Origin of the sequence: Sphingomonas olei, from assembly GCF_045369765.1 — a bacterium.
Lineage (GTDB): Bacteria > Pseudomonadota > Alphaproteobacteria > Sphingomonadales > Sphingomonadaceae > Sphingomonas > Sphingomonas panaciterrae.
In genome coordinates this window covers 134,954-154,212 of record NZ_JBIQEU010000002.1, presented here as the reverse complement: position 1 = coordinate 154,212, position 19,259 = coordinate 134,954, and the positions used below count along the sequence as shown (strand labels likewise).

The window sequence follows — 19,259 nt, the reverse complement described above, 5'->3', positions numbered from 1 at the left end:
TCGTGAACGTTCTCATTTTGACCACGTGCTGCTTTGCGCCGTGAAGGGGAGGAAAATGGTCGATCATCGGGTGTCGCGGCGCGCCGCATTGGGCGGAGCGGGTGCAATCATGGCATGGGCGGCAAGCCCGGCGCGCGCATTGCTGCAATCCCCCAACCTGACGATTCCGGCAGCGGTCGACGCATTGCTGCCGCGCATGACGATCGAGGAAAAGGCCGGACAGCTCGACCTGATGGTCGCTGCCTGGGCGGGCGGGATCGCCACCGCGCTGAACCCGCCGTCGACCGGTACCACCACGTTCGAAACGCAGCGGGCGGATGCCGTTGCGGGAAAGATCACCGGCGTCTTCAACGGCAATGGCGCGCGGATGGCGCAGCGCATGCAGCGCGCGGTGATGCGCGAATCGCGGCTGAAGATCCCGCTGATCTTCGCCGCCGACATCATCCACGGCTATCGCACCATCTTCCCCGTGCCGCTGGCCGAGGCGGCGAGCTTCGATCCCGCACTTGCCGAACAGACCGCCCGGATCGCCGCGGTGGAGGCGACCGCGGCAGGGCTCGACTGGACCTTCTGCCCGATGGTCGACATTTCGCGCGACCAGCGATGGGGCCGCACGATGGAAGGGTCGGGCGAGGACGTCCGGCTCGGCATGCTGTTCGCCGCGGCGCGGGTGAAGGGCTTCCAGGGACGGGATCTCACTGCGCAGGACGCGATGATGGCGTGCGTCAAGCATTTCGCCGCTTATGGCGCGGCGGAAGGCGGGCTCGACTATAATACCGTCGACGTGTCCGAACGCACGCTGCGCGAGGTGTACCTGCCGCCGTACAAGGCCGGGTTCGATGCCGGCGCGCTGAGCGCCATGGCCTCCTTCAACGAGATTTCGGGCGTGCCGGCGCATGGCAATCCGTGGCTGCTCGACACGCTGCTGCGCCAGGAATGGGGCTTCGAAGGGATCGTCGTCGGGGATTACACCGGCGACGAGGAGATGATCGCGCACGGCTTTGCCAAGGATTCGCGCGATGCGGCGCGGATCGCGTTCATGGCCGGCGTCGACATGTCGATGCAGAGCAACAATTACGCCCGCTTCCTCCCCGGTCTGGTGCGGGACGGCTTGGTGCCGATGGAGCGGCTGGACCAGGCGGTGCGCCGGGTGCTGGCGGTGAAGCATCGGCTGGGCCTGTTCGACGATCCGTTCCGCCGCATCGACGCGAAGCGCGAACAGGCACGCACGCGCACCAGAAGCCACCTCGCCCTCGCGCGTGACGCGGCGCGCAAGTCGATCGTGCTGCTGAAGAACGAGGGCAGTCTGCTGCCCCTCCCCCGCACCGGCCAGAAGGTCGCGATCATCGGCCCGTTTGCGGACGGCAAGCATGACCTGAACGGCCCCTGGGTGATCTATGGCGACAATGCCCAGTCGATCGACCTGGCACAGGGTGTGCGCGAGGTGATTGGCGCGTCCAACGTCACCGTGACAGCCGGGTCGAAGGTGGACGAGCCGCTGCCCGGCGGGATCGAGGCCGCGGTCGCCGCCGCCAATGCCGCCGACGTCGTGCTGCTCGCGATCGGCGAGGCGGAGAATATGTCGGGCGAGGCACAGTCGCGGACCGACATCGTCGTCCCCGCGGCGCAGCAGGCACTGGCCGAGGCGGTGGCGAAAACCGGCAAGCCCGTCGTCGTCCTGCTGAAGAACGGCCGCGCGCTGGCGCTGCAGGGTGCGGTGAAGGATGCGCCGGCGATCCTCGTCACCTGGTTCCTAGGCTCCGAAAGCGGCCGGGCGATCGCCGACGTGCTGTTCGGCGCCTATAGCCCGTCGGGCCGCCTGCCGGTCAGCTTCCCGCATGAATCCGGGCAGCAGCCTTATTATTACGATCACAAGCCGACCGGTCGACCGGGCGGTGACGCCGTTGCGCCCTATCGCGCGACCTACCGCACCGCGCCAAACACCGCGCTTTATCCGTTCGGCCACGGGCTGACCTATGGCGACATCACCTATTCGGGGCTGAACCTGCCCGCGACGATGGCGGGCAACGGTGCGCTGACTGTCTCCGCCACGATCACCAACAAGGGCCAGCGTAGCGCCGAAGAAGTGGTGCAGCTCTATATCCGCGATCGCATCGGCAGCACGACGCGCCCGGTTCGCCAGCTGAAGGCATTCCGCAAAATCGCGCTCGCCCCCGGCGCCAGCGAGGTCGTGACCTTCACGCTGCGGCGGCCGGATCTGGAGTTCATCGGCGTCGACCTGAAGCCGACGGTCGAGCCCGGCACCTTTGACCTGTGGATCGCGCCGTCCGCGCAGGCAGAGGGCGTGCACGGGCAGTTCGAGCTGCTCGCCTAACCCCATCCGCCAGCCACCACCCGCCAGCCGCCGCCTGCGGGTGATGGCTGGCGCGAGGGGCGATCAGCCGGCGGTCGGCCTGATCCCCATGCGCCGCAGCCGGGGGGCGACCATTGGCGTCGTCAGCATCGTGCTCAGCACCGCCATCAGCAGCAGCGCGGTGAACGTCTCCGCGCTGATGATCGCGCGGTCGAGCAGTATGTTGGCGAAGATGATCATGATCAGCGCCTTGGTCTGCAGCAGCCACCCGATCAGTCCCGCCTCCCCGCGCGGCCATTTCAGGATCCGCCCGGCAAGCTGAACCCCGGCCAGCTTCCCGGCAACGGACGCCGCCAGCAGCACCAGCGCGCCGCCCAGCACCGCAACCCCGCCCATCGACCAGTCCGTCCGCAGCCCGGTGGAGAGGAAGAAGACCGGCATCACCGCCAGCAGCAGCGTCGCACGAAACTGGTCCATCCGCGCCTGATCGAACCAGCGCGCGTCGATGATCGCCCCGGCCAGAAACGCACCGACCATATAATGCAGCCCGGCCCAATCGGCGGCGAGCCCGCAGGCGGCCAGCCAGATCAGGCTGGCGTACCAGCGATCGGGCTCCGCCAGCCGCCGCATCACCATCCTGACCAGCGTCGCGGCGACCGGAAACAGCAGCAGGAAACCCGCCTGCCGCCCGACCCGCTCCCAATCGAGCAGGATCAGCGCCAGCACGCCCCAGATCGCGATATCATCGAGGCTGGCATAGCGCAGGATGCGCTGGCCGAGCGGGTGGCGAAGCACCGCCATCTTCTCCAGCAGCAGCACCAGGATCGGCAGCGCAGTGACGGCGCAGGCCATGCCGATGCCCAGCACCACCTGCCATCGTGCGCCCTCCGCGCCGGCCCAGCCGTCACGCCAGCCAAGCAGCAGCAGCGCCGCGCCGCAACCGATCGCCAGCGGCACGAACAGCGCGCAGGACGCGGTAACCAGCGTCTCGCGGCGATGCTGCCAGGCCGCGCCAAGGTCCAGCTCGACACCGGCGACGAAGACGAACAGCATCACCGCCCACCAGGCGATGCCGTTCAGCGCGGTGATGACCTCAGGGTTGAACACGCTGGCATGCCAGGCGGGGAAAAGCGCGCCGAGGATCCCGGGCCCGAGCAGGACGCCGCCGATGATCTGCACCACCACCAGCGGCGCGTAATAATCGGTGCGGGCAACCCGCCACAGCAGATAGGGCGCGCTGAAGACGATCAGCATCGCCACCAGGAACAGTTCGGTCGTCGTCATCACCCGCCCCCCAGGGAAGGCCGCGCTATCGAACCGGCCGTGTTATTCCGCAAGGGCGCACAGTGGCTTGGCCGATCAGGCAGTGATCCAGTCGCGCCGGCGGATGCCCTGCGCCCAGAGCAACGCGGTCAGATCATTATGGTCGATCCGCGCCGCCGCCGCCGCCGCGACGATCGGCTTGGCGCGATAGGCGACGCCCAGCCCGGCGATCCCGATCATGGCGAGGTCATTGGCCCCATCGCCGACCGCCAGGGTCGCCGCCTCGGGAAGGTCCATCGCGGCGCGCGCCTCGCGCAGCGTGCGTTCCTTGGTACCGGAATCGACGATCGGCGTCGCCACCTTCCCGGTCAGCGCGCCCTCCGCGACGAGCAGCTTGTTGGCGATCACGCGGTCGGATCCGATCTCGGCGCCGACCGGCTCGGCAAAGGCGGTGAACCCACCCGACACCAGGATCGTCGTCGCGCCGCGTGCGCGCATCGTGCGCACCAGCGCGACCGCGCCGGGCATCAGCCGCACGCGTTCCGCGCGGCAGCGGTCGATCGCGCTCGCATCCAGCCCGCGCAGCAGCGCCACGCGCGCGTCCAGCGCCGCGGCGAAATCCAGCTCGCCGCGCATTGCCGCCTCTGTAATCTCGGCAATCTGCGGCTTCAGCCCGGCGTAATCCGCGAGCTCGTCGATGCATTCGACGGTGATCATGGTCGAGTCCATGTCCGCGACCAGCAGCCGCTTCTCGCGACCCGCCGCTGGCTGAACGACGACATCGACGCCGTCAGCTGCACCCTCCAGCGCGGTGCGTGCGGCAGCCGGGTCGGCGGTGATCGCAATGTCCGCCGCGTCACCCTCGTCCAGCCATTCGGGCGTCCCGGGCGCACATCCGGCGTCCGTCAGGCGCGCGACGGCGTCCGTGAGGGTCTGGGGCGACAGGCGCCCTGCTGCTATCAGCGTTGCGGTGAACAAACGGCACTCCCTTCCGACGCTGGCGCTCATTGCAGGGCCGACGGCCAGCGGCAAGTCATCGCTGGCGCTCGCGCTCGCCGAACGCACCGGCGGCGTCATCATCAACGCCGATGCGAGCCAGGTGTATCGCGACCTGTCGATCATCACCGCGCGCCCCTCACCGGAGGACGAGCGCCGCGCCGAGCATCGCCTCTACGGCTATCTTGACGGCGCGGAGGGGTGGTCGGCGGTCCGCTGGGCGCAGGATGCGCGCGCGGTGATCGCGGAGGCGCATGGCAGCGGCCGCCTGCCGATCCTGACAGGCGGCACGGGGCTCTACATTCGCACGCTGCTCGACGGCATCGCGCCCGTGCCGGAGATTGATCCTGCGATCCGGGAGGAGATCCGCGCGATGCCCGTGGCGATCGCCTATGGCGAGCTGCAATCACGCGATCCCGCCGCGGCCGACCGGCTCGCGCCCGGCGACACGGCGCGCATCGCCCGCGCGCTGGAGGTGGTGCGCTCGACCGGTCGACCGCTGGCCGGGTGGCAGGCCGCGCGCAGCGGCGGGATCGGCGACGCCGTCACGCTCGCCCCGCTGATCGTGCTGCCCGATCGCGACCTGCTCAACCAGCGGATCGACGCCCGGCTGGGCGCGATGTTCGATGGCGGCGCGGTCGAGGAGGTCGCGGCGCTGCTCGCCCGCAGCGACGTCGATCCCGGCGCGCCTGTCCGCCGGGCGATCGGGGTGGAGGACATTGCAGCGATGCTCGCCGGCGACCTGTCGCGCGATGAAGCGGAGGCGCGGACCGCGCTCGCCACCCGCCGCTATGCCAAGCGGCAATATACCTGGTTTAGGCACCAGCCGCCGGCGGACTGGCCACGCATAAACAACAGCGATACGATCAATCTGGAATATTATTTCAAGACGGAGCCTTGACGCGCAACTTTTGCGACCGTAGCGCCGCCCGGCCCATCCAGCCGGATGCGTATAGTAGAGAAAGGAATTTCAACGTGACTGAGAAAAGCGGAGCAGACATCCTGGTCGAGGCGCTGTGCGATCTCGGCGTGGAGGTCATCTTCGGCTATCCTGGCGGCGCGGTCCTACCGATTTACGACGCCCTTTTCCGGTCCAAGCGAATTCGTCACATTCTTGTACGCCATGAACAGGCGGCGACCCATGCGGCGGAGGGCTATGCCCGTTCCACCGGCAAGCCGGGCGTGGTGCTCGTCACCTCGGGCCCGGGCGCGACCAATGCCGTCACCGGTATCACCGACGCGCTGCTGGATTCGATCCCGATGGTGGTCATCACCGGCCAGGTGCCGACCGCATTGATCGGATCGGACGCCTTCCAGGAGGCGGATACCGTCGGCATCACGCGCCACTGCACCAAGCACAATTATCTGGTGAAGGACCCCGCGCGCCTGGGCGAGGTAATCCACGAGGCGTTCCATATCGCCACGTCCGGCCGCCCCGGCCCGGTGGTGGTCGACATCCCCAAGGACGTGCAGGTCGCGACCGCCAGCTATACGAAGCCCGGCCCGATCCAGCACAAGACCTATCGTCCCGCGCTGAAGGCGGAGCGCAGCGGGATCGAGCAGGTCGTCGACATGCTCGCCGCGGCGGAGCGCCCGATCCTCTACACCGGCGGCGGGGTGATCAACTCCGGCGCGGCGGCGTCGCAGCTGCTGCGCGAGCTGGCGCGGATCACCGGCGCGCCGGTCACCTCGACGCTGATGGGGCTTGGCGCCTTTCCCGCCACCTCGCCGCAGTTCCTCGGCATGCTGGGCATGCACGGCACCTATGAGGCGAACATGGCGATGAACCAGGCGGACCTGATCGTCGCGATCGGCGCCCGGTTCGACGACCGTGTTACGGGGCGGCTCGACGCCTTTTCGCCCAACAGCCGCAAGGTCCACATCGATATCGACCGGTCCAGCATCAACAAGACGGTGCGCATCGACCTCGGCATCGTTGCCGATGCGGGCCATGCGATGGAGGACATGATCCGCGTGTGGAAGGGGCGCCAGCATCCCAAGCCTGACACTGCCGAATGGTGGCGGCGCATCTCGGGCTGGCGTGCGGTGCAATGCCTGAACTTCCCCAAGGATGATGCGGTCATCATGCCGCAGCGCGCGATCCGTTCGCTGTGGGAGGCGACCCATCAACGCGATCCGATCATCACCACCGAGGTCGGCCAGCACCAGATGTGGGCCGCGCAGCATTTCGGCTTTGAAAAGCCGAACAAGTGGCTGACGTCCGGCGGGCTCGGCACGATGGGCTATGGGCTTCCCGCGGCGATCGGTGCGCAGCTCGGCAACCCCAATGCGCTGGTCATCGATATCGCGGGCGAAGCCTCGATCCAGATGAACATCCAGGAACTGGCGACGGCAACGCAATATCGCCTGCCGGTGAAGGTCTTCATCCTCAACAATGAATATATGGGGATGGTCCGCCAGTGGCAGGAGCTCACCTATGAGAGCCGCTATGCCGAAAGCTATTCGGATTCGCTGCCCGATTTCGTGAAGCTGGCCGAGGCTTATGGCTGGAAGGGCATCCGTATCGAGCATCCCGACCAGCTGGATCAGGGGATCGCCGACATGCTCGCGCATGATGGCCCGGTGATGGTGGATTGCATGGTGACGAAGCTTGCCAATTGCTTCCCCATGATCCCCAGCGGCGCCGCCCATACGGACATGATCCTGCAGGCGAACGAAGTATCGGGGACGATGGACGACGAGGCCAAGGCGCTCGTCTGAGCGCCGGCCCGTCCGGCCAATCGAAGCCGTCCGACACTTTTCCTCCCCTAACCTCTCCTGCCCGCGGGAGAGGCGCGAGACCTACGATGCATATCAAATCCGAAACTGCGGAGCGCCATACGCTCGCCGTCATCGTCGACAACGAACCGGGCATCCTGGCGCGGATCGCCGGCCTCTTCACCGCGCGCGGCTATAATATCGAAAGCCTGACGGTGAGCGAGATCACCGCCGACAAGGCGGTCAGCCGGATCACCATCGTCACGTCGGCCAGCAAGCCGATGCTGGAGCAGATCGTGGCGCAGCTCGACCGGCTGGTGCCGGTCCACAAGGTGCGCGACCTGACCGCCGAGGGCGCGCATGTCGAACGCGAGCTGGCGCTGGTGAAGGTGCGCGGCGTGGGCGACCACCGGATCGAGGCGCTTCGCCTCGCCGACGTCTATCGCGCGCGCGTGGTCGATGCGACCACCTCCAGCTTCGTGTTCGAAGTGACCGGCGGGATCGAGAAGATCGACAAGTTCGTCGAGCTGATGAGCGAGGTCGGCCTGATCGAGGTCGCCCGCACCGGCATCGTCGCGATCGGCCGCGGCAACGAGGCCGCCTGACTTTTCACCAACCAACCGTTTCGCCCGGCCGCCCGCCGGGCCCCGGACCTGACGCCGGGACGCACGAGCAAAGGAGTATCTATAAATGCGTGTCTATTACGATCGCGACGCTGACCTGAACCTGATCTCTTCCAAGAAGATCGCCATCGTCGGCTATGGCTCGCAGGGCCATGCCCATGCGCAGAACCTGCGCGACAGCGGGGTCAAGGACGTGGCGATCGCGCTCCGTGAAGGCTCCGCGACCGCGAAGAAGGTCGAGGCCGCCGGTTTCAAGGTGCTGTCGAACAAGGAAGCCGCCGGCTGGGCCGACATCCTCATGATCCTGGCGCCGGACGAGCATCAGGCGGCGATCTGGGAGAATGACCTGAAGGGCAATATGAAGCCCGGCAGCGCGCTCGCCTTCGCGCACGGCCTCAACATCCACTTCGGCCTGATCGAGGCACCCGCCGACATCGACGTCATCATGATCGCGCCAAAGGGCCCGGGCCACACGGTGCGCAGCGAATATGTGAAGGGCGGCGGCGTCCCCTGCCTCATCGCGATCCATCAGGACGCGAGCGGCAACGCGCATGACATCGCGCTCGCTTATGCCAGCGGCGTCGGCGGCGGCCGTTCGGGCATCATCGAGACGAACTTCAAGGAAGAGTGCGAGACCGACCTGTTCGGTGAGCAGGCCGTGCTGTGCGGCGGCATCACTCACCTGATCCAGGCCGGGTTCGAGACGCTGGTCGAGGCGGGCTACGCCCCCGAGATGGCCTATTTCGAGTGCCTCCACGAAACCAAGCTGATCGTCGACCTGCTGTATGAGGGCGGCATCGCGAACATGCGCTATTCGATCAGCAACACGGCCGAATATGGCGACATCACCACCGGCCCGCGGATCATCACCGACGAAACGAAGAAGGAAATGAAGCGAGTCCTCGCCGACATCCAGTCGGGCCGCTTCGTAAAGAACTTCGTCCTCGACAACCGCGCCGGCCAGCCCGAGCTGAAGGCCGCGCGCAAGGCGGCCGAAGCGCATCCGATCGAGAAGACCGGTGCCGAGCTGCGCGCGATGATGCCATGGATCGGCGCCAACAAGCTGGTCGACAAGGAAAAGAACTAAGCCTCACTGGCGGCCGGCGCTGATCGGCCGCCACATCTGCATTGTTCCCGCCGCCGCAACCGATTAGGCGGCGGGCGATGCGGGGAGCGTCCACCACTCATGCGACGTACCGCGCCCGGCCGACCTGGCGTGCGCGGCTCGTATCGTCAGGCCTCGCGCTGCTGCTGGTGGCGCTGCTGGTGCTGGTGCTGATCCGCATGGGCGCCTGGCCCGGCCGCCCGCCGGGCGAGGGCAGCATCCTGTCCACCTTCGACGTCAGCTCGCCCGGCCCCGCGCCGCAGGCGGCACAGCCGCGCACGCAACAGCAACCAAAGGCGACGCCACAACGAACGCCCACCCCGCCGGTCACCCCGCCCCCGCCGCCCGTTCCGGTACCGCCGATCGAGCTTCCGGGCGTGATCAAGCTGTCGCGCGCCGATTACGCCTCCGCCGACATCGGCCGGATCGAGAGCGCACCGGCGCCAAGCAGCGGCGGCGCGGGCGAAGGCGCGGCATCGGGCGGCAGATCCGAAGGCGTCGCCGGCGGCGGCCCGAACGGCGAGACGCTCTACGCCGCCGAATGGGTGCGCGAGCCGACCAAGGCGGAGCTTTCACCCTTCATGCCGGCGCGGCAGGAAAGCGGCTGGGGCATCATCGCCTGCCGCACCGTGGGGCGCAATCGCGTGGAGGATTGCCGCGAGATGGGCGAAACGCCGGGCTCCGGCATCGCGCGCGGGCTGCGACGGGCATCATGGCAGTTCCTGGTGCGCCCGCCACGGGTCAATGGAAAGCCGATGGTCGGCGCCTGGGTGCGGATCAAGTTCGATATCGTGGTCGGCGTTGAAAATAAGTGATGCGCGAAAATAAGTGAAACGGGTCGTTTCGGACGCGGACCTTTTCCGCGCCCGAGCGTTCTGGCTTTCAGGGCTTGGGTCATTTCCGGGAGGTTTTCACATGCGCATCGCACATGCATTCATTTTCTCTGCTCTTTTGACGGGCTCGGTGTACGCCGCGCAGCAGCAGTCGCCGGCGCCGACCATCCCGGGCCAGAAGAACATTTCGGCCGTCACCGGCGGCACCTACACCGCAGATGCGGGCCATACCCTGGTGCAGTGGACGGTCGATCACCTCGGCTTCTCGCCCTATTTCGGCCTGTTCGGCAACATCACCGGCACGCTGACGCTTGATCCGAAGAACCCGGCGGCGTCGAAGGTCGATGTCACCATCCCGATCGCCGAAGTGACCACCGCCAGCGCTGGCCTTACCAAGCACATGCTGAAGCCGGGTGAGGCGGGCAAGCCGGCCGACTTCTTCGGCGCGGCACCCGCCCCCGCGCGCTTCGTTTCCACCCGCGTCACGCCGAATGGCGAGAAGGCACGGATCGAGGGCAATCTGACGCTGAACGGCGTGACCCGCCCGGTGGTACTCGACGCCAGCTTCTACGGTGCGGGCAAGGCGCCGGCGCAGATGGGCGGCAAGGAGAATGTCGGCTTCACCGCGACCGGCGCGCTGCGCCGCAGCGAGTTCAACATCGGCTATGGTATTCCGATGGTCGGTGACGAGGTGAAGCTGAAGATCACCGCCGCCTTCCAGAAGTAAGCAGGCGTTTCGGGCGGCGTCGCCGCGGGGGCTCGCCCCGCCGACGCCGCCTTTTCATCGCCCGTCAGGCGGCCCGCCGCGCAGCAATCAGCCCCTCGAACGTACCGCGTACGGTCGGTGAGGCGGCGGCCAGATGGTGCCGCATCCGCGTATCAAAGGCATCAGCAGTATCGTTCCGCCCGCGCCGCGCCATGTCCCAGCTGCCGAATTCACGCACCGCGATCGCGCGGTCGTGCAGCACCACGATGCCGCGGTGGCGCGGGTCGCGGCCGATCCGGTCGAACACCGCCTGAACTGCGCCACTCTCACCCTCCAAAACCTGCAGGAACCGGCGTTCGTCGGTCCACAACAGCCCTGTCACACCGTCGCGCCGATTGTTGCGCATGGAGGCGGAGAGGATGATGCCCACATCAACGGCCGCGTCGGGAGTGGCCGAACTGATATAAAGAAGCTGTCTCACACTGATCCCTTGTCTTTCCCGACAGCCCTCCTTCTATCCATCAAGGCATTACGAAAGCGTCAAAGTTCGCCGCCGCTCTGTCCTGCCAGCGGCCCGGCGCAGCCCGCACATGTCGATGACGAATTGATCAGCGGGTGGACAAGCCGGCCAAGATGCGGCAACCGGACGGCGATGATCCGTGATCTCGGCCTCCTTCTGCGACTTACGCGCCCTTAGGCGCGATCCACGCCGTGCGCCCTCGGGCCGCACGCGAAGCGCCTAAGGGCACCAGAAGAGCCGAAACTGCCCCTTCAAGCGAAGAGAGCCGATCCATGTTGCGCGATCCATCGACCAAATACCGCCCCTTCCCGACCATCGACATCCCCGACCGCACCTGGCCGTCGAATGTCATCACCCGCGCCCCGCGCTGGCTGTCGACCGACCTTCGCGACGGCAACCAGGCGCTGATCGATCCGATGGATGCGGAAAAGAAGACCCGCTTCTTCGACCTGCTGGTGAAGGTCGGCCTGAAGGAGATCGAGGTCGGCTTCCCCTCCGCCGGCGCGACAGAGTTCGATTTCATCTCCGGCCTGATCAGGCAGGATTGCATCCCCGAGGACGTGAAGATCCAGGTGCTGACCCAGTCGCGCCGCGACCTGATCGAGACGAGCTTCCAGAGCCTTGAGGGCGCGCATTCCGCGATCGTCCACCTCTACAACGCCGTCAGCCCCGCGTGGCGCCGCATCGTGTTCGGCATGAGCCGCGAGGAAGTGAAGGCGATCGCGATCGAGGGCGCGAAGGTGCTGCGCGACGAAGCGGCCAAGCAGCCCAACGTCGACTGGCATTTCGAATATAGCCCGGAAACCTTCTCCACCGCCGAGGTCGATTTCAGCATCGAGGTGTGCGCCGCGGTGATGGACGTGCTTCAGCCGACCGCTGAGCGCCCGATCATCCTCAACCTGCCGGCGACGGTCGAATGTGCAACGCCCAACGTCTATGCCGACCAGATCGAATATTTCGGTCGCCACATCCCGAACCGCGAGGCGGTGGTGATCAGCCTCCACACGCATAACGATCGCGGCACCGGCGTCGCCGCGGCGGAGCTTGGGCTGATGGCCGGCGCGGACCGCGTCGAGGGCTGCCTGCTGGGCAATGGCGAGCGTACCGGCAATTGCGATCTCGTGACGGTCGCGCTCAACATGTACACCCAGGGCGTCGATCCGAAGCTGGATCTCAGCGACATCGACGGGATCGTGAAGACGGTGGAATATGCCACCAACATTCCGGTCCACCCGCGCACGCCCTATGCCGGCGACCTCGTCTTCACTGCCTTCTCCGGCAGCCACCAGGACGCGATCAAGAAGGGCTTCTCCGCGCAGCAGGCGCGCAACGACGATTTCTGGGAAGTGCCCTATCTGCCGATCGACCCGGCAGATCTCGGCCGCAACTACGAAGCCGTGATCCGCGTCAATTCGCAATCGGGCAAGGGCGGCGTCGCCTGGGTGATCGAACAGGACAAGGGGCTAAAGCTGCCCAAGCGGCTGCAGGCCGATTTCAGCCGCCACGTCCAGGCGTTGGCCGACGAGACGAGCCGCGAACTGAACGCCGCCGACATCTGGGGCGCGTTCGAGCGCACGTACCTGCCGGGCGACAAGGACCGCTTCGTGCTGCGTGATTATGATGAGACAGGCAGCGTCGGCGATCGCCGCTTCGTTGGCCGCGTTGCGATCGACGGCGAGGAACGCTCGCTCTCCGGTCGCGGCAACGGCCTCATCTCGGGCGTGATCGCCGCGCTGGCGGACACGACCGGGCCGGCGCTCGACGTGGTCGATTATACCGAGCACGCGATCGGCCATGGCGCGGGCGCGCAGGCAGCGGCCTATCTTGAATGCCGCACCGCAGACGGCCGCATCGTCTGGGGCGTGGGCATCGATACCGATGTCGCGACCGCCAGTGTTCGCGCCGTGCTGAGCGCCGCAAACCGCGCCTGATCAACAACTTTCCTCGATCCGCAATGATGACGGCGTGACTTGACCAGTCACGCAAAAGGATCATGCTGCGGATCGAAGGAGAGACGCCATGTTCACCTTGCTGCTGATGGTTCAGGCCGCGACCGCCGATATCGTGATCAAGGGGAAACGACTGGTTGAGGCGCAGGCGGAATGTGCCAAGGGCAATTGTACGCCCCTGCGTGACGCGACCGCGACCATTGCACTTGCCGAATCGCAGTTTCGCGACGGCGAATATCTGAAGGCGAAGCGGCTGCTTGCTGCGGCGGTTGCCCGCAACAAGGACAAGGCGGGGTCCGATCCCCGCCCGGTCGCCGCCTTGTACGAGGCTTATGCCACCGTCGCGATCCATGAGGGTGATCGCGACACCTATCGCTCGGCGGTGGCCGATCAGGTGCGGGTGCTGCGGGATCATCTTCCCGCCGACGACAATGCCGTCGTCTTATCCTCGATCACGCTGGGCGACATGTGGATGAAGCTGCGCGATTATCGCCGCGCGCAGAACGCCTATCGCGCCGCCGAGGCGGAGGCGCGCCGCCGCGGTGAGGATCGCGCTGCCGTGCTGGCGGGCTTGCGGCTCGCGGCGCTCGACATGGGCGTGGGCAAGAAGGCGGTCGCGCTACGACGGATCAGCGCGCTTGAGGCGCTGCCGGTGGCGGCTGATCCCGAAGTGCGGAAACTGTTGACCGTGATGCGGGTGCGCGCCGAGGCGGTATACACCGATCGCGCCAAGACGGGCGACATAGCCGATCAGGTCGGCGGTGCGCCCGGCGACCGGCAGTTGCTGGTCTGGGAACCACCGTACAATTTGGTCGCCAGTTCGGATGCGAATTCCCTCTCACGCGCGCAGGGGTTCATCGATCCCATTCCGCGCACCGCCAGCGAACAGGACGCCGTGCAATGGGCCGACATCGGTTTCTGGGTGAAGGCCGACGGCCGCACCGCCGAGGCCGAAGTTCTCCAGGCCTCGCCCGGCAGCCGTTGGGCTGCGGCCATTGTGTCTCAGGTGGAAGGCCGCCGTTACTCCCCCATTCCCGCGACGAGCGTGCCGGAAGAAGGCACCTACCGGATCGAGCGGTTCACCCGCCGATCGGACTATACCACCCCGATCGGCAGCCTGGTGCGCCGACGCATGGCGACCAACGGCTTCGAGATCGTCGACCTCACCAACCCCGACGCAAAGCCGCGACCCGCCAGTTGAATCGGACTCCGGCTAGCGGCCGACGCGGTCCCGCACCACCTCGCACCCGACGCGCGCATCCGGGTAGACGTCGAGCTTCATCGACCGCACCCGCACCCGCTGTACGCGCGCGTCGGCGAGGCACATGGCGGCGATCGCCTCCACCAGCGTTTCCTGCAACGCAAAGCCTGGTCCAGCTGCAAGCTCCTGAATTCCCGTGCGAACGAAGTCATAATCCATCACTTCGTCGATCGCGTCGGCGGACGGCGGATGCGGATAACGCACCGTCATCTCGACCGACAGACGCACCCGCTGCGGCTCAATTTCATGCGGGTGGATGCCGAGGCGCATGGCGACATCCAGCCGGTCGAGGATGATCGAATAATCAGCCACGCAGCGCCTCCTCGCGGGTCGCAAACATTACGTCCCGGTCACGCTTCAGGAAGCGCTGGCCGCTGTCGACATAGACGGTCTGTCCGGTGATGTTCGGCGCATCGAGCAACCACGCGACCGCTGCCGCCACCTGCTCCGCGCCCACCGGTCGCCGCAGCAGATTTTCGCGCGAAACCTGGTCGAACTCCGCCGCCGTCTGGTCGCCACTCGGCAGCGTCAGTCCCGGCGCCACCGCATTGACCCGGATGCGCGGCGCCAGCGCCATCGCCATCATCTCGGTCGCACCCGCGAGCGCATATTTGGTCAACGAGTAAGAGAAGAAATCCGGGTTGGGATTGGCGAGCTTCTGATCCAGCAAATTGACCACCGCACCTTCTGCCAAGCCCGGCTGCGCCGCCAGCGCCGCTGACAGCATCGCAGGCGCCGTGCAATTGATCGCGTACAGCTCTGCCGCGAGGCGCGGATCGATCGCCCGTGCGCGATCCTCCTCGAACCGTGACGCACTGTTCACCAGGGCATAGATCGGGCCGCCTGCGGCGGCTAACGCGCGGTCGAAGAGCGCATGTATCTTATCCGTGCGTGCCAGATCACCACTCACCACGACGCCATCGATCTCCGCCGCGAGCTTCACGGCGTCCTGCTCGGACGAGCCATAGTGGATGACGACGCGCCACCCCGCATCGGCACAGGCGCGGCAGATCGCGGCCCCCAGCCGCCGTGCTCCGCCCGTGACGAGAACAGTGCGGCTCACGTGCGCCCCTGCATGCCCATCAGCGCCAGCACCTCCTTGCGACTGCGTTCATCGTCGCGGAACACGCCCATCATCCGGCTGGTCACCATCGACACGCCCGGCGTTCGCACGCCGCGCGCGGTCATGCACGCGTGGCTCGCCTCGATGACGACCGCGACGCCTTGAGGCTTCAGGCCGTTCCAGATGCAGTCGGCAACTTCAGCAGTGAGACGCTCCTGCACCTGCAGGCGCCGGGCATAAGCGTGAAGGACCCGCGCAAGCTTCGAGATACCAACGACATGGTTGCGCGGCAGGTAGGCGATGTGCGCGCGGCCGAGGATGGGCGCCATGTGATGCTCGCAATGCGACTGGAACGGGATATCCTTCAGAAGGACGATCTCATCATAGCCACCCACTTCCTCGAAAATTCGAGAGAGGTGATGCGCCGGATCCTCGGCATAGCCGGCGCAATATTCCCGCCAGGCGCGTGCGACGCGCTTCGGCGTGTCGACCAGCCCCTCTCGGGAGGGATCGTCCCCCGCCCATTCGATCAGCGTGCGTATTGCACTTGCGACATGCTCCGGCACGGCGATCTTGCCGTCTTCGCCAATAATATCACCATCTTCCGGTGAACCTTTAACGCTCATCAAAGACAAACCCTTGTGCAATGCAATGTGAGCCATGCTGCAACGAAGCAAAAGTTCACATCAGCTACTGCTTCATTTCAGACACAAACGCCATCAGACAAGCATATAAGGGCCGCAAATCCGTTTGACGTAAGAATTGTTATGGCGCTACCTTCCTTCCTGCAAATTGCACACCGCAGATCGGCAAAAAAGCCGGCGGCGGATCCAGGAGAGGATGTCAATGCGCAAGATCGATCTGCTTTCTGCCTCAGCCGTCGCGTTGCTTGCGATGCTTCCTTCTACCGCCTTCGGGCAGACAACGTCCGCCGACCCTGCACCGGCCCAGCCCGCGCCTGCCCAGCAGGCACCCGGCTCGACGGGCTTCTCCCCCGCGGCCCAGGAAGCCGGCTGGGGGTCGGATATCGTCGTCACGGCGCAACGCCAAGCACAGACGTTGCAGGACGTGCCGATCGCGGTGTCCGCCTTCTCGGCCGAGACGCTGCAGGCGCAGCAGATCGACAACGCTTCCGATCTCCAGTTGACCCTGCCCAACGTGACCTTCTCCAAGGGCAATTTCACCGGCTCCAGCTTCACGATCCGCGGCATCGGCGACCTGTGCGTCGGCATTTCGTGCGATGCGGCGACGGCCGTCCATATCAACGGCACGCCGCTGTTTGCGACCCGCATCTTCGAAACGGAATATTTCGATCTCGAGCGGGTCGAGGTGCTTCGCGGTCCCCAGGGCACGCTATTCGGCCGCAGCGCGACGTCGGGCGTGGTCAACTTCATCACGGCCAAGCCGCGGACCGACAAATTCTCGGCCAGCGGCGACGCCGAATATGGCAATTACGATTCGATCCGCCTGAAGGGCATGATCAACGTGCCGCTGGGTGACACGGCGGCCGTTCGCCTCGCCGGCTTCTACCTGAAGCGCGACGGCTATACCGAGAATCTCTACAACGACACGCGCATCGACGGGCGTGACATGTACGCGATCCGTGGTTCGTTCCGCTGGGAGCCTTCGGTCGACACCACGCTGGACCTGATGGGTTATTACTTCCGCGAAAAGGATGATCGCCTGCGCATTCAGAAGCAGCAGTGCCAGCGCGATCCGACCGGTACGCTGGGCTGCCTCAACGGGCGCCTCGACTTTCAGCGCAGCAACACCAACGCCAGCTTCACCGGAACGCTGGGCTCGCGTGAGTTCCTGGGGATCACGTTCGGCGCGTTCCGTGCCGCCGGCATCGACGCCTCGCTGCTCGGCCTGAACAGCCTGTACGGCCCGGATGCCTATGCCGGCTACCTCGACTCACCCGACGTCCGGAAGGTCGCCTCGGCGGTCAACCCGACCTACTTCACCGACGAATTGCAAATCCAGGGTCGCCTCGAGCATAATTTCGGGCCGATCCGCGCGCAATTGACCGGTTTCTACCATGAGACCAGCGTCGACTCGAGCCAGGACTATACGCTGGGCGTCGGCAACTCGCAGGGCATTATCCCGGGCCTCACTGCGCTGTCTGCTTTTGCTGCCAGCCCAACGCTCGCGCCTTATTTCCGCCCGATCGCCAATGCGCTGATCCCCAATGGCGTCGGCTCCTCCCTCTGCACCTCCGAAGCGGTGGCGAACGGGCTGGGCTCCTATGGCGGGTTCAAGCGCTGCGCCGATACGCCGCTTGCGTTCGACCGGTCGACGCAGAAGACGAAGGCATGGTCGGCGGAAGCGATCATCTCCAGCGACTTCGACGGGATGTTCAACTTCCTGCTGGGCGGTATCTACGTCCAGAACAAGCTTACCAATGGCGATTATTACGTTAATGCCTTCCCCATTGATTATGTCGCCGGCGTTCTCGGATCGCTACAGAGTCTCGCGCAAGCCGGCGCTGGCGTGCCGCCGTCCTTTTCGGCGACGCCATTCTTCCTGAACGCGACGCCCGAGTTCAAGCTGAAGTCCTACGGCATCTTTGGTGAAACCTATTTCGACTTCACCGACCAGCTGAAGCTGACGCTTGGCCTGCGCTACAACAACGACAACAAGTCGCTCCGGGCGCGCAGCACGCTCGCGAGCTTCCTGACGCCGTACACGCAGACGGGCAGCGCGTTCGACTCGCCCTATTACGGCACCTATGACGCGGATCCGGTTACCCCCGGGATCCAGCCGTTCCAGCGGCGCAATCGCACGTTCGACGAGTTCACCGGCCGCGCCGTGCTGGATTACCAGTTCACGCCCAACAACCTGGTCTATGCCTCCTATTCGCGAGGCTATAAGTCCGGCGGCTTCAATCCGGCGGTTCAGGTCCCTGGCCTGACCATCCCCGACGCGTTCGAACCGGAAATCGTGAACGCCTTCGAAATCGGCTCGAAGAATACCTTCGGCAATGGCCAGCTGACGCTGAACGTCACCGGCTTCTACTATCAGTACAAGAACCTGCAGCTGAGCCGCATCGTTGCCCGCTCGTCGATCAACGACAATATCGACGCCAACATCTGGGGCGTCGAGGCGGAAGCGATCATCCGGCCGGCGCGTGACTGGGCGATCAACCTGGGCGCGAGCTACCTGAAGACCAGCGTCCAGGAGGAAGGGCTGTTCATCAACCAGCGCGATCCGTCGGGCGGCGATCGCAACTCGGTGATCATCAAGGACATCGGCGGCGCGTTCAACTGCGTCGTGCGCGGTCCCACCGCTGCCGCTGCCGAAGCCTTTGTCTCCGCCGCTAACAATGTGATCAACACGACCGCCGGTCTCACCGCCGCCAACGGCCTGCGGGGTCCGTCGCCCTACCCGGTCGATGCCAATGTTGGCGCGCCCAGCGGTGCGTTCAGCCTCTGCAACACGCTGCAGACGCTGGCAGGCCCGACCAGCCCGCTCAACCCGGGCAATCTGATCCAGGTGGTCGACGGCGTCGGCGTCAGCATCAAGGGCAATTCGCTGCCGCAGGCGCCGATCGCGAAGTTCTCCGCCGGCATCCAGAAAACGTTCGAATTCTCGAACGGCATGAACCTCGTCCCGCGCTTCGACCTGACCTACACCGGGGAGAGCTACGGCAACATCTTCAACGGCCGGGTCAACCGGATCCAGGGCTATGAACAGGCAAATGCCCAGATCCAGCTGAACGGCATGGATGACCGCTGGTATGTTCGCGGCTTCATCCAGAACATCTTCGACAACAATGCCACGACCGGCCTGTACCTGACCGATCAGTCGTCGGGCCTGTTCACCAACATCTTCACCCTGGAACCGCGCCGCTACGGCATCGGTGCGGGTTTCCGCTTCTGATCGAAAGAGGGGCCGGCTTCTGCGCGGCC

Annotated in this window: 16 protein-coding genes; 10 read left to right on the top strand and 6 right to left on the bottom strand. The window is 65.9% G+C overall.

Annotated elements, in window-relative coordinates:
- Positions 1-55: 55 nt before the first annotated feature.
- Positions 56-2,335 carry a glycoside hydrolase family 3 N-terminal domain-containing protein gene (locus ACH0BU_RS03270; protein ID WP_500263745.1) on the top strand — a complete coding sequence of 760 codons (2,280 nt, stop codon included), beginning with the start codon at positions 56-58 and terminating at the stop codon, positions 2,333-2,335.
- A gap of 63 nt (positions 2,336-2,398) precedes the next feature.
- Here the strand turns inward: ACH0BU_RS03270 and ACH0BU_RS03265 are convergent, their stop codons facing one another.
- Positions 2,399-3,598: a cation:proton antiporter gene (locus tag ACH0BU_RS03265; protein WP_046410398.1), complete on the bottom strand. Its 1,200-nt coding sequence runs from the start codon at positions 3,596-3,598 to the stop codon at positions 2,399-2,401.
- A 75-nt stretch (positions 3,599-3,673) separates the two neighbouring features.
- Positions 3,674-4,555, bottom strand: a complete 882-nt coding sequence (gene serB / locus ACH0BU_RS03260; RefSeq protein ID WP_500263744.1) for a phosphoserine phosphatase SerB — start codon at positions 4,553-4,555, stop codon at positions 3,674-3,676.
- Here serB and miaA point away from each other — a divergent pair.
- The 6 genes from miaA (at position 4,548) to ACH0BU_RS03230 (ending at position 10,579) form a co-directional block, all read left to right on the top strand.
- Positions 4,548-5,474, top strand: coding sequence for a tRNA (adenosine(37)-N6)-dimethylallyltransferase MiaA (gene miaA, locus ACH0BU_RS03255; protein WP_500263743.1), 927 nt, complete (start codon positions 4,548-4,550; stop codon positions 5,472-5,474). The two genes, serB and miaA, sit on opposite strands and share 8 nt — an antisense overlap.
- Positions 5,475-5,548: 74 nt before the next feature.
- The gene (locus ACH0BU_RS03250; RefSeq protein WP_500263742.1) at positions 5,549-7,294 is read left to right on the top strand and encodes an acetolactate synthase 3 large subunit; all 1,746 of its coding nucleotides are present in this window, start codon (positions 5,549-5,551) and stop codon (positions 7,292-7,294) included.
- A gap of 86 nt (positions 7,295-7,380) precedes the next feature.
- Positions 7,381-7,896 carry an acetolactate synthase small subunit gene (gene ilvN / locus ACH0BU_RS03245; protein WP_046410393.1) on the top strand — a complete coding sequence of 172 codons (516 nt, stop codon included), beginning with the start codon at positions 7,381-7,383 and terminating at the stop codon, positions 7,894-7,896.
- Positions 7,897-7,981: 85 nt separating this feature from the next.
- Positions 7,982-9,001, top strand: a complete 1,020-nt coding sequence (gene ilvC / locus ACH0BU_RS03240) for a ketol-acid reductoisomerase (RefSeq protein WP_046410391.1) — start codon at positions 7,982-7,984, stop codon at positions 8,999-9,001.
- A 77-nt stretch (positions 9,002-9,078) separates the two neighbouring features.
- The gene (locus ACH0BU_RS03235) at positions 9,079-9,834 is read left to right on the top strand and encodes a hypothetical protein (RefSeq protein WP_500263741.1); all 756 of its coding nucleotides are present in this window, start codon (positions 9,079-9,081) and stop codon (positions 9,832-9,834) included.
- Between the two features lie 100 nt (positions 9,835-9,934).
- Positions 9,935-10,579: a YceI family protein gene (locus tag ACH0BU_RS03230; protein ID WP_046410388.1), complete on the top strand. Its 645-nt coding sequence runs from the start codon at positions 9,935-9,937 to the stop codon at positions 10,577-10,579.
- Positions 10,580-10,643: 64 nt separating this feature from the next.
- Here the strand turns inward: ACH0BU_RS03230 and ACH0BU_RS03225 are convergent, their stop codons facing one another.
- Positions 10,644-11,039, bottom strand: coding sequence for a BLUF domain-containing protein (locus tag ACH0BU_RS03225; RefSeq protein ID WP_136451604.1), 396 nt, complete (start codon positions 11,037-11,039; stop codon positions 10,644-10,646).
- A 311-nt stretch (positions 11,040-11,350) separates the two neighbouring features.
- On the opposite strand from ACH0BU_RS03225, the gene leuA reads away from it, so the two are divergent.
- The gene (gene leuA / locus ACH0BU_RS03220; protein ID WP_500263740.1) at positions 11,351-13,009 is read left to right on the top strand and encodes a 2-isopropylmalate synthase; all 1,659 of its coding nucleotides are present in this window, start codon (positions 11,351-11,353) and stop codon (positions 13,007-13,009) included.
- Between the two features lie 88 nt (positions 13,010-13,097).
- On the top strand, positions 13,098-14,228 hold the full coding sequence (locus ACH0BU_RS03215; RefSeq protein ID WP_500263739.1) for a hypothetical protein: 1,131 nt from the start codon (positions 13,098-13,100) through the stop codon (positions 14,226-14,228).
- 12 nt (positions 14,229-14,240) lie between these two features.
- Here the strand turns inward: ACH0BU_RS03215 and ACH0BU_RS03210 are convergent, their stop codons facing one another.
- The 3 genes from ACH0BU_RS03210 to folE are packed head-to-tail and all read right to left on the bottom strand — an operon-like array spanning position 14,241 to position 15,977.
- Positions 14,241-14,600, bottom strand: a complete 360-nt coding sequence (locus ACH0BU_RS03210; RefSeq protein WP_145118955.1) for a dihydroneopterin aldolase — start codon at positions 14,598-14,600, stop codon at positions 14,241-14,243.
- Positions 14,593-15,351: an SDR family oxidoreductase gene (locus tag ACH0BU_RS03205; protein ID WP_500263738.1), complete on the bottom strand. Its 759-nt coding sequence runs from the start codon at positions 15,349-15,351 to the stop codon at positions 14,593-14,595. The genes ACH0BU_RS03210 and ACH0BU_RS03205 overlap by 8 nt, the downstream gene beginning before the upstream one ends.
- Positions 15,348-15,977 (bottom strand): GTP cyclohydrolase I FolE, encoded by a 630-nt coding sequence (gene folE / locus ACH0BU_RS03200; RefSeq protein WP_125946652.1) that lies wholly within the window; start codon positions 15,975-15,977, stop codon positions 15,348-15,350. Before folE ends, ACH0BU_RS03205 begins: the two co-directional genes overlap by 4 nt.
- Positions 15,978-16,197: 220 nt before the next feature.
- Between folE and ACH0BU_RS03195 the strand changes: the two genes are divergently transcribed.
- Positions 16,198-19,230, top strand: a complete 3,033-nt coding sequence (locus ACH0BU_RS03195; RefSeq protein ID WP_334654437.1) for a TonB-dependent receptor — start codon at positions 16,198-16,200, stop codon at positions 19,228-19,230.
- Positions 19,231-19,259 lie beyond the last annotated feature (29 nt).